The sequence below is a fragment of the Rhizobium sp. P43 genome, from assembly GCF_056730705.1.
Genome location: NZ_CM161539.1, coordinates 4110240 through 4124919, shown reverse-complemented (window position 1 = coordinate 4124919; position 14680 = coordinate 4110240). Strand labels below are relative to the sequence as shown.

Below are 14680 nucleotides of genomic sequence, written 5' to 3'. Positions count from 1 at the left end.
CCTCCCAGACTTGCCATTCGTCAATCGCTCACACAGTCGTGCGCCGGCATGACAAGGCTCTGCGCATTTACACACCTTCGCAAACGCAATAGAACCCGGCCTTGTCCGGCTTTTGGCCGGCGCCGATGAAACCAGTCGCAGGCCATAGCAGATGCTCGCAATCCTCAACCGTCATCCCGACCGCGCAGCGGCCGTTCTCGTCACCTTCGGCATGGCGATCGTCGTCGGCTCGGCACTTGGCTTCGAGCATATCGGCGGCTATATCCCCTGCGCGCTCTGCCTGATGCAGCGCAATCCCTATTACATCGGCATTGGCGTCGGCTTCCTTGCCGTGCTCTCCGCCGTCTTCCGCCTCCCCCCTGTCGTCACGAAGACGCTGCTGATCGCGGTTGCCATCCTGATGCTCGTCGGCATGGGGCTAGGCATCTACCATTCAGGCGTCGAGTGGAAGTTCTGGGAAGGCCCGTCGACCTGCACGATCGGCGCCACCGGCGGCGATACGCCCGTCAACGTTCTCGAAGCCCTCAATGCCACCAAGGCGCCCTCCTGCACCGAAGCGACCTTGCGCGTGCTGGGACTGTCCTTTGCCGGCTGGAACGTGCTGACGAGTGCCGCCCTTGCCGCCATCGCGCTCTGGGGCGCGCTGCGAAAGCCAAGCGTCTGAAGCGGCGGGAGGCTGTGCGAAGGCGTACCGCCAAGATGGGAGGCGCTGCGGTTACGGCTGCAGTTCGGTATCCCAGTAGAGATAGTCCATCCAGCTTTCATGCAGGTAGTTCGGCGGGAAGAGCCGGCCATTGTTGTGCAGATCCTGCACGGTTGGCCGATAGGGCGCCTGATGCGGATGCATGCCGGCCTGCTTGGGAAGCTTCGATCCCTTGCGGAGATTACACGGTGAGCAAGCGGCCACGACATTCTCCCAGGTCGTCTCGCCGCCATGGGCACGCGGGATGACGTGGTCGAAGGTCAGGTCTTCGGGCGAACCACAATACTGGCATTCGAACTTGTCGCGCAGGAAGACATTGAAGCGGGTGAAGGCCGGATTCCGGGTCGGCTGAACATAGGTCTTGAGGCTGACGACACTCGGCAAACGCATCGTAAAACTCGGCGAGCAGACGGAGTGTTCGTACTCGGCGATGATGTTCACACGGTCGAGGAAAACTGCCTTGATCGCGTCCTGCCAGGACCAGAGCGACAAGGGATAATAACTCAGTGGCCGGTAGTCGGCATTCAGGACGAGCGCCGGCAGGGCCTGGGGAGAAACTGCAATCGTCAAGGGGTACTCCTGATCGATTCGGCATCTGCCCTTCTATATTAGGTCCGTTGTTACAGCATTGTGAAGCCTGAATCTTTGACCTGCGTCGCGACGTCTCAACGGACCCTCAACGGGGCAACGCGGTGCGGCCCGTGATCCGCGCATAATGCGCCCAGAACAGCCGCGAGGCGACCGATCGGACCGGCGCCCAGGCCTCGGCAAGTTCGGCCACAAGCTCTGGCGCGGGCCGCTCGCCGGCGAAAAACACGTCGCCCACGGAGATCCGGAGCGCCACATCGCCGACCGGGAAAATGTCCGGATGGCCACCGCAAAACATCAGATAGACCTCGGCGGTCCAGGGGCCGATGCCCTTCAGACCCGTGAGTGTCGCGATCGCCGCCTCGGCCGGCATCTCCGCCAGTTCGTCGAGCCGGAAAGGACCACCGAGATCGGCCTTGGCGGCCTCTTCAAGCGCCTGGGCCTTGCCGCGCGACAGGCCGAAGGTACCGATCAGCTCAGGGCCAAGCGCCAGATAATCCTCTGCCAGCGGCCGGTTTCCCAAGACCGCCGTCATCCGCCGCCAGATGGCATCGGCACTGGCCCGCGACACCATCTGCGAGACGATGATCGAGGCAAGCCCGGCAAAACCGGGTGCGGAAAGTCGAAGCGGCAGGGGCTGGCAAGCCTCGGCGATCGGACAGAGCCGAGGATCGCGCTGAAGCAAAAGGGAAAGCCCCGCAGCGAGATCTTCCTCGCATCGGATCGTCGTCAAACCCGTCCCCTTTTCCTCATGCCACTCTCATGCGAAGGAAAAGCATGACCGAACGTCCTCGTCAAACCGCAAGCCACGATGCCCAAGTCTTTCGTTTTGCGCCGAGCCCCAATGGAAGGCTGCATCTCGGCCATGCGCTCTCGGCCCTGTTGAATGCCAAGATGGCCGAAAACATCGGCGGGCGCCTGCTGCTGCGCATCGAGGACATCGATCTCACCCGTTGCACGCCTGAACTCGAACAGGCCGTCGTCGACGATCTCACCTGGCTCGGCATCCCCTTCGAACGGCCTGTCCGCCGCCAGTCGGAGCATTTTGCGCTGTACCGTGAAGCCCTTGACCGTCTGCAGGCCATGGGCCTCGTCTATCCCGCCTTTCTCACCCGCGGTGAGGTGAAGGCCCGCGTCTCAGCCTTCGAGCGGGAGGGCGGCCTCTGGCCCCGCGATCCGGATGGGGCGCCGCTTTACCCAACGGAAGAACGGTCGCTCGGAGAGGCCGAAAGGAGCGAGAAACTGGCAACCGCCGAGCGCCATGCCTGGCGGCTCGACATCGACAAGGCGCTGCGCGTTGTCGGTGCCCCCCTCACCTGGCAGGAAACCGGCGACGGCCCGCAAGGCGAAATGCCAGCCGATCCGGCCGCCTGGGGCGATGTCGTGCTCTGGCGTTCGGACGCGCCCTCAAGCTATCATCTTGCCGTCACGGTCGACGATGCCGCTCAGGGGGTGACCCATGTCGTGCGCGGTCTCGACCTCTTCCACGCCACTTCGGTCCACCGCCTGCTGCAGACCCTGCTCGGCCTGCCGCAACCCGTCTACCACCACCACCGTCTTGTCCTGGGGCCGGACGGACGCAAGCTGTCGAAAAGCCTTTGCGACACGGCGCTGTCGGCGCTGCGAGCCGAGGGAAAAACGCCGTCAGATATTCGCGCCATGGTCGGGATTTGAAATCCCGCCCTCCGGAGCACCCTTCACCGGCACCACGCGGAACTTCATAAGCGCCGCATTGAATTCCGCCCCGATGATGAAGATCGCGCCGACCATGTAGAGGAAGACCAGCACGATCATGATCGAGGCAAGACCGGCATAGGTCGCGGCGTAATTGGCAAACGAAGCGAGGTAGTAGCCGAAAAGCAGGGCGCCGATCAGCCAGAGGGCGAGCGTCAGCATGACGCCCGGCAACACGTCGATCAGCCGGCGCCGCCCGGCCGGCAGTCCGAGGTGGAACACCACCAAGGCCACGATGAGGAAGGCAACCGTGCCATAAACGCGCCAGTTCGCCACCGTGGCCAGAAAATCCTTGAGGAAGGGGAAGAGCTTTTCGGCATAGGCCAGCGCCACGGGCACGGCGACCAGAAGCGCGCTGATTGCCGCCAGCACCACGACGGCCGCCAGCACGAAGCCGAGGCTGAGCAGGCGGGTGATGTACCACGGCCGCGTTTCCGGCACCCGGTAGGCGCGGTTGAGCGAGACCCTGAGCGCCTCCACGCCATTCGAGGCGAAGTAAGCTGCCGCCAGCACCGAGATCGTGAGCAGCCCGCCGCGCGGAATGGTCAACACCTGCACCACCTGGTCGGACAGGGGCTTGGCGATGGTCTCCGGCCAGGTGTCGAAGATCAGATGCACAGCCGTTTCGGCAAACTGGTCGGCGCCAAGGAAACTCGCAAGCGCCGTGCCGAAAATCAGGAAGGGGAAGAGCGCAAGAATGGCCGACAGCGCCACATGGCTCGCCATGGCCCAGCCGTCGTCCTCGGTGAAGTGCCAGAACGCGTCATAACCGACCTTGTAGAGCATACGCAGGAAAGTCGGCATCCAGTCTCCTTGAGAACGCGGGGTACATTGCAGGCTGGGGCCGAATATGGGAAACCGATCGGCATTTGCAAAGGAAGAACGAGGTTTTCCCCGTGAAGAGCATCATCGTCACCGGTTGTTCCTCCGGCATCGGCGCCTACTGCGCCGAGGCCCTGAAACGCGATGGCTGGCGGGTTTTTGCCACGGTGCGCAAGGCAGAAGATCTCGCCCCGCTTGAGGCCAAGGGCATCGAAGCCCTTCTGATGGATTACACCGATCCCGCAAGCATCGAGAGGGTGGTGGCGACCGTCTTCGAGCGGACTGGTGGCCGGCTCGATGCCCTCTTCAACAACGGTGCCTATGGGCAGGCGGGCGCGGTGGAAGATCTGCCGACGGAGGCGCTGCGCGCCCAGTTCGAGACCAATCTTTTCGGCTGGCACGACCTGACGCGCCGGGTGATCCCGGCGATGCGGACGCAAGGCGAAGGACGGATCGTGCAATGCTCCTCGATCCTCGGCATTGTGCCCTATCGCTGGCGCGGCGCCTATACGGCGTCGAAATTCGCGCTGGAAGGCCTTTCGCTGACGCTGAGGATGGAACTTGAGGGATCGGGCGTGCAGGTGAGCCTGATAGAGCCCGGCCCGATCGAAAGCCGCTTCACCGCCAATGCGCTCCACCACATCCGCCAGGCGATCGATCTGGAAAACTCCGTGCATGCCGAGGATTACCGCCGGCAGCTGGCGCGGCTTGAGGGCACCGGGCCGGTCAACCGCCACAAGCTCGGGCCGGACGCCGTCTACAAAGTCCTGGTGCACGCCTTGACCGCCCGCCGCGCCCGCCCACATTATCTTGTGACCAAGCCGGCAAAACAGGGGGCCCTGATCAAGCGCTGGCTGCCGGCCGACCTCTTCTATCGACTGATGCGCTCGCTGGACTGACCGGCGACGAACAAAGGCTCATCCCACGTTATGTCCACATTCACCTATGTCCTCGCCATCATCGTCATGGGGCTTGTCGCCCTTGTCCTCGTCAGGGGCCTGTTCAACATGTTGAAAGGCGGGAGCGGCAATACCTCGAACAAGCTGATGCAGGCACGTATCGTGCTTCAGGCAATCGCGATTGCGCTGATCATGCTCACACTCTGGCTCACCGGCGGGGGACGCTAAACCATGGTCAAGCTCAACAAGATCTACACCCGCACCGGCGATGACGGCACGACCGCACTCGTTACCGGCCCACGGCGGCTGAAGCACGATCTGCGCGTCGATGCCTATGGCACGATCGACGAAACCAATTCGGCGATCGGCATTGCCCGGCTGCATACGGCCGAGATGCCCGAGCTCGATGCCATGCTGATGCGCATCCAGAACGACCTGTTCGACCTCGGCGCCGATCTCGCCGCCCCCGAGACCGGCGAAGTCTTGTCCTACGAGCCGCTGCGCGTCATCGAGGCCCAGGTCGACCGGATCGAGAAGGAAATCGACCAGCTGAACGCCGATCTCGACCCGCTGAAATCCTTCATCCTGCCGGGCGGCACGCCGGCGGCCGCCTATCTGCACTTGGCCCGCACCACGGCTCGCCGCGCCGAGCGCATCATGGTCGAACTGTCGCGCTTCGACGGCGAGGAAGTCGGCGCGCCGGCGCTGAAATATGTGAACCGGCTGTCGGATTTTCTGTTCGTGGCGGCACGGCACGCGAATGATGGCGGCAAGGCGGATATCTTGTGGGTGCCGGGGAAGAACAGGTAGGGAACCCGATAGCGCGGGGTGGCCTATCTCCCCCCTTGAGGGGGAGAACGGAAAATCGAAGGCTTGAGGTCCGCGCAAGCCGCCTAAACTTCAGATTTTCCAAGAGAGGGGCCCGATTCCGTGGGCACTTACCTCACCGAGCCCCCCTCTTGCGAAATCTGAGGTTTGGCCCTGATCGGGCCAATTCCTCGATTTCGCTTTCTCCCCCGCAAGGGGGGAGATAGGCCGCCGCATGCTTCGCCGCCGGTCGGGATCATCTCCCTCCGGGTGAGTCAAACTTGTCTCGGACGAGGCGCCAGAAGCAACCTGTCTAAGTAGTTTATGTGGCTCCTTCCGGCGCCTCGTTCGGCGTCTATTCCCGCTGCATGCGTCTCTCTGGCAAGGCGGCGACGGGCGCTGGGACGGGTGTCCCAACGTCGACCGGGCGCGGGTCCGGCTTTGGCCGAGTCCTCCTTGCGGAATGTCTGCCAGAGCCTGGCCGGTGGCCCGGGAGGTTCCCGCCGGATGGTGCACCATTCCGACCGGGACCCTCGCCCGGGGGATGGGGCCCTGGTCATTTGCGACCTTCGGTCCTCATCCCCGCCGTTTTATTCGCCCCGCTGTCTGGATGTTCGCGACAGCGCGGGCGCCTTGTCTGTGTGCCTCTGAGGCACGTCCTTCCGATCAGGGTATCCAGGTTCTGGGGCATCCGACCCCATCACCCTCGTCAAGCCCTTCGTCCGGAGGGAGACCGTTGCAGCGGGCCGGGGATTTGTGCCTGCGAGAGCACGCCACCCCGGCGCCGGCCCCGCCTCGCCTGACATCGCATCGTCAGGTGTATCCGAGGGCGGGACGGGGATTAGGGTAAGGCGGGAAAAATGGGCGGGGATGAAAAAACTTTGTTTTGTTGATTTCGTTGGGGGATTTTTGGATTTCGTCCCCCTTTTTTCGGAAAAGGCTGAGTTCGTGGCTTGACGGATATCCCTCATCCTTCGAGGCCCGACGCAGTCGGGCACCTCAGGATGAGGGGCTCGCGCGACGCCTATCTCCCCCCTTGCGGGGGAGAACGCGATTTCGATGAGTTAGGCGAGCGCAAGCCGCCTAAACATCTGAAATCGCAAGAGAGGGGCTCGGTAAGGTGTTCGCCAACGAAACCCCGCCCCTCTCCGGGAAAATCGGAAGTTTAGGCGGCTTGCGCTCGCCTAAGCCTTCGATTTTCTGTCCTCCCCCGCATGGGGGGAGGCGGAACCGCCGCATACCTCGCGGCCTTCCCCCCTGTCCCCGCATCCCAACCTGCGCTAGCATCCACCCAACCAACCCGGCCAACCCGACGAGGCGCGATGTTCATTCCGCTGCATGACCGAAACGCGCTAAAGCACATCCGCAAGCAATATGTGACGCTGGGGCTCATCCTCGCCAATGTCGTGACCCATGCGCTGGCGACGCTGGCGCCCGATGCGCTCTACGAGATCGGGGTCTATGGCATGGGCTTCATCCCTGCTGTCGCCTTTAACATTGCGGAACTCGATCCGAGACTGGTGCTGGTGCCGGAAAGCGCGACTTACATCACCTATTCCTTCCTGCATGGCAGCTGGCTGCATCTGGGCTCCAACATGCTCTTCCTCTGGGTCTTCGGCGACAATGTCGAAGACGCCATGGGACACTTCAAGTTCCTGGTCTTCTATCTTGTCTGTGCCGCCGCCGGCGCGCTGGTGCATGGGCTGGTCCTGCCGGCCAGCAAAGCGCCGCTGATCGGGGCATCGGGCGCCGTATCCGGCGTAGTCGCTGCCTATCTGATGCTGCATCCCAAGGTGCGCGTCTGGGTGCTGGTCTTCATGCGATTTCCCCTGCCGCTGCCGGCCTTCATTCCGCTTCTCTTCTGGGTCGGCCAGCAATTCGTCATGCTGGTCATCGACGGCGACAGCAATGTCTCCTGGGGCGCCCATGTCGGCGGCATTCTGGCCGGTGCGATCCTGGTGCTCTTTTTGCGACGTCCCGGTGTCCCCCTCTTTGACCGCGCGATTGTCACACCGCGCGCAGTCGAGCATGAAGCCGCCTCCGTCGATGTCGCGCGGCTCGGTCCCTGGGGACAGAGGCCCGCCGCGAGCTCGGCCGACGACGGAGACGCCGACGGTCCGACAGAGCCGCAAGCCCCGGCGCAACAGCCCATCCGCAAGGTCACCCACTGGGGACGATGACAACTGGTCGCGGATGCGATCTATTGACGTGAACGTCAACGTAAATTATTGCTGTCGGCCAAACGGCATCGATCGTTGTGTTTGGGGAAAAAATGCGTATCGATGTCGCCAATCGACAAACGGCGGAGCGCATCAGAGCGCATTTTCCGGCGGAAGATTTGAAGAGAGGAACCCATGAAGATACTCGTCCCAGTCAAGCGGGTTGTGGATTACAACGTCAAGATCCGCGTCAAGCCTGATGGTTCCGGCGTAGAGCTCGCCAACGTCAAGATGTCCATGAACCCCTTCGACGAGATCTCCGTCGAGGAGGCCCTGAGGCTCAAGGAAGCCGGCAAGGCCGAGGAAGTGGTCGTCGTTTCGATCGGCCCGGCCAAGGCCGAGGAGACCATCCGCACCGCACTCGCCATGGGCGCCGACCGCGGCATCCTGATCGAGACCGAGGAAACCGTCGAACCGCTCGCCGTTGCCAAGCTCCTGAAGGGCGTGGTCGAGGCTGAGGCTCCGGGTCTCGTCATCGTCGGCAAGCAGGCGATCGACGACGATTCAAACCAGACCGGCCAGATGCTAGCGGCGCTGCTTGGCTGGGGCCAGGCGACGTTTGCCTCCAAGCTCGAGCTCGGTGCCGACAAGGCGACCGTGACCCGCGAAGTCGACGGCGGTCTGCAGACCATCGACGTCAAGCTCCCGGCGATCGTCACCACCGACCTGCGCCTGAACGAGCCGCGTTATGCCTCGTTGCCGAACATCATGAAGGCGAAGAAGAAGCCGCTCGACAAGAAGGCTCCGGCCGACTTCGGCGTCGACGTTGCCCCGCGCCTGAAGGTTCTCAAGACCGAGGAGCCGGGTGGCCGCAAGGCGGGCATCAAGGTGAAGAGCGTCGCCGAACTGGTCGACAAGCTCAAGAACGAAGCTGGCGTATTGTAAGCGGAACGGACAGGAGAAACGTAAAATGGCTATTCTTCTTCTCGCAGAACACGACAACGCGACCGTCTCCGAACAGACCGCGAAGGCCCTGACGGCTGCTGCCAAGATCGGTGGCGACGTGCATGTGCTGGTCGCCGGCTCCGGCGCAAAGGCCGCCGCTGATGCCGCTGCCAAGCTCTCGGGCGTCTCCAAGGTGCTGCTCGCCGACGACGCTTCGCTCGCCAACAATCTGGCCGAGCCGCTGGCGGCCCTCATCGTCTCGCTCGCCGGCTCTTACGACACCATCATCGCCGCAGCGACCTCGGTCGGCAAGAACGTCGCGCCGCGCGTGGCCGCCCTGCTCGACGTGATGCAGGTTTCGGAAATCATCGAAGTCGTCTCGGCCGACACCTTCAAGCGTCCGATCTATGCCGGCAACGCCATCCAGACCGTGCAGTCGACCGACGCCAGACGAGTCATCACGGTGCGTACCGCCTCCTTCGCCGCTGCCGGTGAAGGTGGCTCGGCCTCTGTCGAGACCATCGCAGCGGCTGCCAATCCCGGTGTTTCCAGCCATGTCTCCGATGCGCTGTCGTCGTCCGACCGTCCGGAACTGGCCTCGGCCAAGATCATCATCTCCGGTGGTCGTGCCCTCGGCTCCTCGGAAAAGTTCCAGGAAGTCATCCTGCCCGTGGCCGACAAGCTCGGTGCCGCCGTTGGCGCCTCGCGCGCGGCTGTTGACGCCGGTTATGCCCCGAACGACTGGCAGGTTGGTCAGACCGGCAAGGTGGTCGCACCGCAGCTTTACATCGCCTGCGGCATCTCGGGCGCGATCCAGCATCTCGCCGGCATGAAGGACTCGAAGGTCATCGTCGCGATCAACAAGGACGAGGAAGCACCGATCTTCCAGGTCGCCGACTATGGCCTGGTTGCCGACATCTTTGAAGCCCTGCCGGAGCTCGAAAAGGCGCTCTGAGCGTCATTTCGCAGTTGCGAAAGGACTGGTCAAAGGACCCTTGGCGGTCTATCAATCAGCCGGGTCCGCGCAAGCGGGTCCGGCATTTTCTTGGGTGCCATTTTCGTGCGTGAAGACTGGAACGGGTGAGGAGCAAGACGATGACGGACAAGATCAGCAATGTGGGTGTGGTGGGTGCCGGCCAGATGGGCTGCGGCATTGCCCAGGTCTCCGCCGCCGCCGGCTACAAGGTCACGATCTACGATCTCTCCAAGGAGAGGATCGAAGCGGGGCTGGCCACAATCAACGGCAACCTTGCCCGCCAGGTGACCAACGGCAAGATCACCGACGAGCAGCGCAAGCAGGCGCTCGCCCTGATTTCAGGCTCCGCCGACATCAACGACCTCGCCCCGTCGGATCTCGTGATCGAGGCCGCGACCGAGGACGAGCAGGTCAAGCGCAAGATCTTTGCAACACTTTGCCCGGTGCTGAAGCCCGAGGCGCTGCTGGCGACCAACACCTCCTCGCTATCGATCACCCGTCTGGCCTCCGCCACCGACCGGCCGGAGCGTTTCATGGGCATCCACTTCATGAACCCGGTCCCGGTGATGAAGCTGGTCGAACTCGTGCGCGGCATAGCAACCGAGGAGACGACCTTCACCACGGCCAAGGAATTCGTCTCCTCGCTCGACAAGACGATCACGGTGGCCGAGGACTTCCCGGCCTTCATCGTCAACCGCATCTTGCTTCCGATGATCAACGAGGCGATCTACACGCTTTATGAAGGCGTCGGTTCGGTCGAGGCGATCGACACGGCGATGAAGCTCGGCGCCAACCATCCGATGGGCCCGCTGCAGCTGGCCGATTTCATCGGTCTCGACACCTGCCTCTCGATCATGCAGGTCCTGCATGACGGACTGGCGGACTCGAAGTACCGCCCCTGCCCGCTTCTGGTGAAATATGTTGAGGCCGGCTGGCTGGGTCGCAAGTCCGGCCGCGGTTTCTACGACTATCGCGGCGAGGTGCCGGTCCCGACCCGCTGACGGACATTTCGATCCGGCACGATCCGGCGAAAAGATTTTTGCCCCTCCGGGTAATCATTGGTCGGCCATTCCTCGGAAGAGGAGGGCCGACCCTCTAATTTGCAGGGCAATTAGAGATCCCCCGCATCCCGGAGCAAACATCCATGAAACGCCTCCTCCTTGTCAGCGCAGCCCTCGCCGCCCTGTCCCTGCCGGTTTCTGCAAGCGCCGCCGACAAGCTGCTCAACGCTTCCTACGATATCGCCCGCGAGATCTTTGCCGCCCAGAACGAAGCCTTTGTGAAGGCCAATCCCGGCGTCACCGTCGACCAGTCGCATGGCGGCACTTCGCGTCAGGCCCGCGCCATCGTTGAAGGTCTGGAAGCCGACGTCGTCACCTTCAACCAAGTGATCGACGTGGATTTCCTGGTCAAGAACGGCTTCATCGAAGAGGGCTGGCAGGGAGAATTCCCCAACAATGCTTCGCCTTTCTATTCCTTCCCGTCCTTCCTGGTGCGCGCCGGCAATCCGAAGGGCATCAAGGACTGGGACGATCTCGCCCGTGACGACGTCCAGGTGATCTTCCCGAACCCGAAGACCTCGGGCAATGCCCGCTACACCTATCTGGCCGCCACGGCTTACGCGAAGGAAAAGTTCGCCGGCGATGAGGCGAAGGTGAAGGAATTCGTCGACAAGATCTTCGACAACGTACCGGTCTTCGACACCGGTGGCCGCGCCGCCACGACCACCTTCGTCGAGCGCGAAATCGGCGATGTCATCATCACCTTCGAGGCTGAAACCAAGGCGATCGAAAAGCAATACGGCTCCGACAAGTTCCAGCAGGTCGTGCCGTCGGTGAGCCTGCTCGCCGAGTTCCCGGTCGCGGTTGTCGACAAGGTGGCAAATGAAAAGGGCAGCCAGGATCTGGCGAAGAAGTATCTCGACTTCCTCTACTCGCCGGAAGGTCAGAAGATCGCTGCCGACTTTGGTCACCGCGTCCATGACGAAAAGGTTGCTGCCGAATACAAGGCCCAGTTCCCGGACATCCGCCTGGTGACCGTCGAAGACGTCTTCGGTGGTTGGGCCAAGGTTTCCGAAGAACACTTCGCCGAAGGCGGCATCCTCGACGGAATCTATGGCAGCCGCTAAGGCAGTGCGTTGATGAAAGACAGGCCGGCGGACCACCCGCCGGTCTTGGCGTGAAAGGATCACAGACTTGAAACGGCGTGTCTTGCCGGGCCTGCGACTATCCCTCGGGATAACCCTGGTCTATGCGGCGATCATCATTCTACTGCCGCTGATGGCGCTGGTCTTCAAGGCCGCGAGCCTCGGCCCCCTCGACTACTGGCGCATCGTCTCTTCGGAGCGTGCGCTGGCGAGTTATGGCGTCACGATCGGCTCGGCGCTCGTTGCCACACTGTTCAATCTCGTCTTCGGCCTGGCGCTGGCCTGGGTGCTGGTACGTTACCGCTTTCCCGGTCGCCGCATCGTCGATGCGCTCGTCGATCTGCCCTTTGCCCTGCCGACAGCGGTCGCCGGCATCGCGTTGACAACGCTCTTTGCCTCGAACGGCTGGTTCGGCTCGGCCCTCGCCGAAATCGGCATCAAGGTCGCCTATACGCCGCTCGGCATCATGGTCGCCATGGCCTTCACCAGCATTCCCTTCATTGTCCGCACGGTCCAGCCCGTCCTGGAAGAGCTCGATCCGGCGCTCGAAGAGGCCGGCCAGACGCTGGGCTCGACCGACTGGGGCATTTTCCGCCGGGTGATGCTGCCGCTTTTGACGCCGGCCCTGCTTGCCGGCACGTCGCTGGCCTTTGCCCGCAGCCTGGGCGAATTCGGGGCAATCATCTTCATTGCCGGCAACCAGCCCTTCTCGACCGAGATCACGGCACTGCTCGCCTTCATCCGGCTTGAGGAATACGACTATCCGGCCTCTGCCGCGATTGCCTCCGTTATGCTGATCGCCGCCTTCGTCATGCTGGCGGTCACCAATTATCTTCAGGCCCGCGCCCTGCGCTACACGGTGAAAGGCTGACCCATGAGCCAGATCACGAAAGGCCGCAGACCACCCCGCGTCGGTGACGCGCCAATCTTCAAATGGAGCCTGATTGCGGCGGTGCTGGTCATGGTGCTGCTCTTCATCGTGGCGCCGCTGGCTGTCATCGCTGAACAGGCTTTCTCTCGCGGCCTGCCCTTCTTCCTGGACAGCATCGCCGATCCGGATACCCGACATGCGATCACCCTGACGGTCATCACGGCCCTGATCGCGGTGCCCTTGAACACCATCTTTGGCGTCGCGGCCGCCTGGGCTATCACCAAGCACGACTTCCGTGGCAAACGCCTGCTCACGATCCTGATCGAGATCCCCTTCTCGGTCTCGCCGATCGTAGCCGGGGTCTCCTACCTGTTCGTCTATGGTCTGCAGGGCCTGTTTGGTCCGGCGCTGGACAGCATGGAACTGAAGATCATGTTTGCCCTGCCGGGCATCGTGCTCGCCTCGATGTTCGTCACCGCCCCCTTCGTGGCGCGCGAACTGATCCCGCTGATGCAGGCCCAGGGACGGGACCTCGAAGAGGCTGCCACCTCTCTGGGCGCCAGCGGCTGGCGTACCTTCTTCTCGATCACCTTGCCCAACATCAAATGGGCGCTGCTCTATGGCGTGGTGCTATGCAATGCCCGCGTCATGGGTGAGTTCGGTGCCGTCTCGGTGGTGTCAGGCAATATTCGCGGCCAGACCAATACGCTACCGCTGCACATCGAGCTGCTCTACCACGACTACAACGCCGTCGGCGCCTTCGCCGCCGCCTCGATCCTGGCGACGCTCGCGCTCGTCACGCTGGTGGCCAAGGTCCTGCTGGAACGCCAGGGCGCCGGGCGCCGCAACCGCCCGCAGACGCTGGCCGGCACACAGAATTCCTCGGAGGTACCCTCGTGAACATTCGCCTCGACAGCGTCGTCAAGACCTTCGAAACCTTCCGCGCCGTCCATGGCGTCTCCCTCGATATCCAGAGCGGCGAACTCGTGGCGCTGCTCGGGCCTTCCGGCTCCGGCAAGACGACGATCCTGCGCATGGTCGCCGGCCTCGAATTTGCAGATGGTGGACATATCCATTTCGGCGAGGAAGATGCGACCGATATTCCCGTCCGCGATCGCGGCGTCGGCTTCGTTTTTCAGCATTATGCGCTTTTCCCGCATATGACGGTGCCCGAAAACATCGCCTTCGGCATGAAGGTGTCGAAGGTCAAGCGCTCCAGCGCCGACATCGACCGTCGCGTCGAGGAGCTCTTGTCGCTGGTTCAGCTTTCAGGCCTGGGCGAACGTTTTCCCGGCCAGATCTCTGGCGGTCAGCGGCAGCGCGTGGCGCTCGCCCGTGCGCTTGCCGTCGATCCGCGCGTGCTCTTGCTCGACGAGCCCTTTGGCGCTCTTGACGCCAATGTCCGTCGCGACCTGCGCCGCTGGCTGCGCTCGATCCATGACGAACTCGGCATCACCACACTCTTCGTCACCCACGACCAGGAAGAGGCGCTGGATCTCGCCGATCGGGTGGTGATCCTCGACAAGGGCAAGATCGTCCAGCAGGGAACGCCCGAAGAGGTCTGCCGTCATCCGGTCAATGCCTTCGTCATGCGTTTCCTCGGCGACACCAATGCCCTGAAGGCAACCGTCTCGAATGGGAAGGCGACCGTCGGCAACATGACCTATGCGGCAGACGGCCTGAAGGACGGGCCGGCGGAACTTCTGTTTCGTCCGACGGACGTGACATGGAGCGAAGACGCATCGAAAGGTGTGGCGGCAACGATCCAGCGGGTTCTGGATCGGCCGGGCTCGCGTCGAGTGCTCGCCAGGACAGCCGGGGACACCACCGTCGAGTTCGACGTTTCCCCCGACTTCGCCAAAAAGAAGGGCGATCAGGGATTCATCGAGATCCTGCGACCCCGCGTCTACGCGCTGTAATGCGATAGACCGCCAGCTCAGTCCCCGGAGTCTCAGGAGACAGACCCAGCGTAATCGAGGCCTTGAGGCAATCTTAAGGTTTGATTGCCAAGATTTACCCTCATGGGTAAC

Annotated in this window: 16 protein-coding genes; 13 read left to right on the top strand and 3 right to left on the bottom strand. The window is 62.8% G+C overall.

What is annotated here, in order from left to right:
- The first annotated feature begins 151 nt into the window (after positions 1-151).
- Positions 152-664 carry a disulfide bond formation protein B gene (locus tag AC1PUL_RS20450; protein ID WP_480465828.1) on the top strand — a complete coding sequence of 171 codons (513 nt, stop codon included), beginning with the start codon at positions 152-154 and terminating at the stop codon, positions 662-664.
- Positions 665-715: 51 nt separating this feature from the next.
- Here AC1PUL_RS20450 and AC1PUL_RS20445 read toward each other — a convergent pair whose 3' ends face one another.
- Positions 716-1273 (bottom strand): HNH endonuclease, encoded by a 558-nt coding sequence (locus tag AC1PUL_RS20445; RefSeq protein ID WP_185809304.1) that lies wholly within the window; start codon positions 1271-1273, stop codon positions 716-718.
- A gap of 106 nt (positions 1274-1379) precedes the next feature.
- Positions 1380-2024 (bottom strand): DNA-3-methyladenine glycosylase family protein, encoded by a 645-nt coding sequence (locus AC1PUL_RS20440; protein ID WP_480465827.1) that lies wholly within the window; start codon positions 2022-2024, stop codon positions 1380-1382.
- A gap of 44 nt (positions 2025-2068) precedes the next feature.
- On the opposite strand from AC1PUL_RS20440, the gene gluQRS reads away from it, so the two are divergent.
- Complete coding sequence (gene gluQRS / locus AC1PUL_RS20435; RefSeq protein ID WP_480465826.1) at positions 2069-2965, top strand: tRNA glutamyl-Q(34) synthetase GluQRS; 897 nt, start codon at positions 2069-2071, stop codon at positions 2963-2965.
- Here the strand turns inward: gluQRS and AC1PUL_RS20430 are convergent.
- On the bottom strand, positions 2936-3829 hold the full coding sequence (locus tag AC1PUL_RS20430; RefSeq protein WP_298460604.1) for a YihY/virulence factor BrkB family protein: 894 nt from the start codon (positions 3827-3829) through the stop codon (positions 2936-2938). The genes gluQRS and AC1PUL_RS20430 overlap by 30 nt on opposite strands.
- Before the next feature lie 92 nt (positions 3830-3921).
- Here AC1PUL_RS20430 and AC1PUL_RS20425 point away from each other — a divergent pair, with 92 nt between their 5' ends.
- The 11 genes from AC1PUL_RS20425 (at position 3922) to AC1PUL_RS20375 (ending at position 14569) form a co-directional block, all read left to right on the top strand.
- Complete coding sequence (locus AC1PUL_RS20425) at positions 3922-4746, top strand: SDR family oxidoreductase (RefSeq protein WP_480465825.1); 825 nt, start codon at positions 3922-3924, stop codon at positions 4744-4746.
- A gap of 30 nt (positions 4747-4776) precedes the next feature.
- Positions 4777-4974 (top strand): twin transmembrane helix small protein, encoded by a 198-nt coding sequence (locus tag AC1PUL_RS20420; RefSeq protein WP_298460608.1) that lies wholly within the window; start codon positions 4777-4779, stop codon positions 4972-4974.
- Between the two features lie 3 nt (positions 4975-4977).
- Positions 4978-5556 (top strand): cob(I)yrinic acid a,c-diamide adenosyltransferase, encoded by a 579-nt coding sequence (locus AC1PUL_RS20415; protein WP_480465824.1) that lies wholly within the window; start codon positions 4978-4980, stop codon positions 5554-5556.
- A gap of 1319 nt (positions 5557-6875) precedes the next feature.
- Positions 6876-7733, top strand: a complete 858-nt coding sequence (locus AC1PUL_RS20410) for a rhomboid family intramembrane serine protease (protein WP_480465823.1) — start codon at positions 6876-6878, stop codon at positions 7731-7733.
- Between the two features lie 174 nt (positions 7734-7907).
- Complete coding sequence (locus AC1PUL_RS20405) at positions 7908-8657, top strand: electron transfer flavoprotein subunit beta/FixA family protein (RefSeq protein ID WP_480465822.1); 750 nt, start codon at positions 7908-7910, stop codon at positions 8655-8657.
- Between the two features lie 25 nt (positions 8658-8682).
- On the top strand, positions 8683-9612 hold the full coding sequence (locus tag AC1PUL_RS20400) for an electron transfer flavoprotein subunit alpha/FixB family protein (RefSeq protein WP_480465821.1): 930 nt from the start codon (positions 8683-8685) through the stop codon (positions 9610-9612).
- A 140-nt stretch (positions 9613-9752) separates the two neighbouring features.
- A complete protein-coding gene (locus tag AC1PUL_RS20395; protein WP_185809295.1) occupies positions 9753-10634 on the top strand; it encodes a 3-hydroxybutyryl-CoA dehydrogenase in 882 nt (293 codons plus the stop codon).
- A 143-nt stretch (positions 10635-10777) separates the two neighbouring features.
- Positions 10778-11761, top strand: coding sequence for a thiosulfate ABC transporter substrate-binding protein CysP (gene cysP / locus AC1PUL_RS20390; protein WP_480465820.1), 984 nt, complete (start codon positions 10778-10780; stop codon positions 11759-11761).
- A gap of 67 nt (positions 11762-11828) precedes the next feature.
- On the top strand, positions 11829-12650 hold the full coding sequence (cysT, locus tag AC1PUL_RS20385; protein WP_480465819.1) for a sulfate ABC transporter permease subunit CysT: 822 nt from the start codon (positions 11829-11831) through the stop codon (positions 12648-12650).
- Positions 12651-12653: 3 nt separating this feature from the next.
- Entirely contained in the window at positions 12654-13550 is an 897-nt protein-coding gene (gene cysW, locus AC1PUL_RS20380) for a sulfate ABC transporter permease subunit CysW (protein WP_480465818.1), read from the top strand.
- Positions 13547-14569, top strand: a complete 1023-nt coding sequence (locus tag AC1PUL_RS20375; protein WP_480465817.1) for a sulfate/molybdate ABC transporter ATP-binding protein — start codon at positions 13547-13549, stop codon at positions 14567-14569. The genes cysW and AC1PUL_RS20375 overlap by 4 nt, the downstream gene beginning before the upstream one ends.
- Positions 14570-14680 lie beyond the last annotated feature (111 nt).

Coding starts and splice junctions, on each gene's coding strand:
- AC1PUL_RS20450 (WP_480465828.1), top strand. CDS start 152: ATGCTCGCAATCCTCAACCGTCATCCCGACCGCGCAGCGGCCGTTCTC.
- AC1PUL_RS20405 (WP_480465822.1), top strand. CDS start 7,908: ATGAAGATACTCGTCCCAGTCAAGCGGGTTGTGGATTACAACGTCAAG.
- AC1PUL_RS20395 (WP_185809295.1), top strand. CDS start 9,753: ATGACGGACAAGATCAGCAATGTGGGTGTGGTGGGTGCCGGCCAGATG.
- AC1PUL_RS20415 (WP_480465824.1), top strand. CDS start 4,978: ATGGTCAAGCTCAACAAGATCTACACCCGCACCGGCGATGACGGCACG.
- AC1PUL_RS20430 (WP_298460604.1), bottom strand. CDS start 3,829: ATGCCGACTTTCCTGCGTATGCTCTACAAGGTCGGTTATGACGCGTTC.
- AC1PUL_RS20410 (WP_480465823.1), top strand. CDS start 6,876: ATGTTCATTCCGCTGCATGACCGAAACGCGCTAAAGCACATCCGCAAG.
- cysP (WP_480465820.1), top strand. CDS start 10,778: ATGAAACGCCTCCTCCTTGTCAGCGCAGCCCTCGCCGCCCTGTCCCTG.
- gluQRS (WP_480465826.1), top strand. CDS start 2,069: ATGACCGAACGTCCTCGTCAAACCGCAAGCCACGATGCCCAAGTCTTT.
- AC1PUL_RS20400 (WP_480465821.1), top strand. CDS start 8,683: ATGGCTATTCTTCTTCTCGCAGAACACGACAACGCGACCGTCTCCGAA.
- cysW (WP_480465818.1), top strand. CDS start 12,654: ATGAGCCAGATCACGAAAGGCCGCAGACCACCCCGCGTCGGTGACGCG.
- AC1PUL_RS20420 (WP_298460608.1), top strand. CDS start 4,777: ATGTCCACATTCACCTATGTCCTCGCCATCATCGTCATGGGGCTTGTC.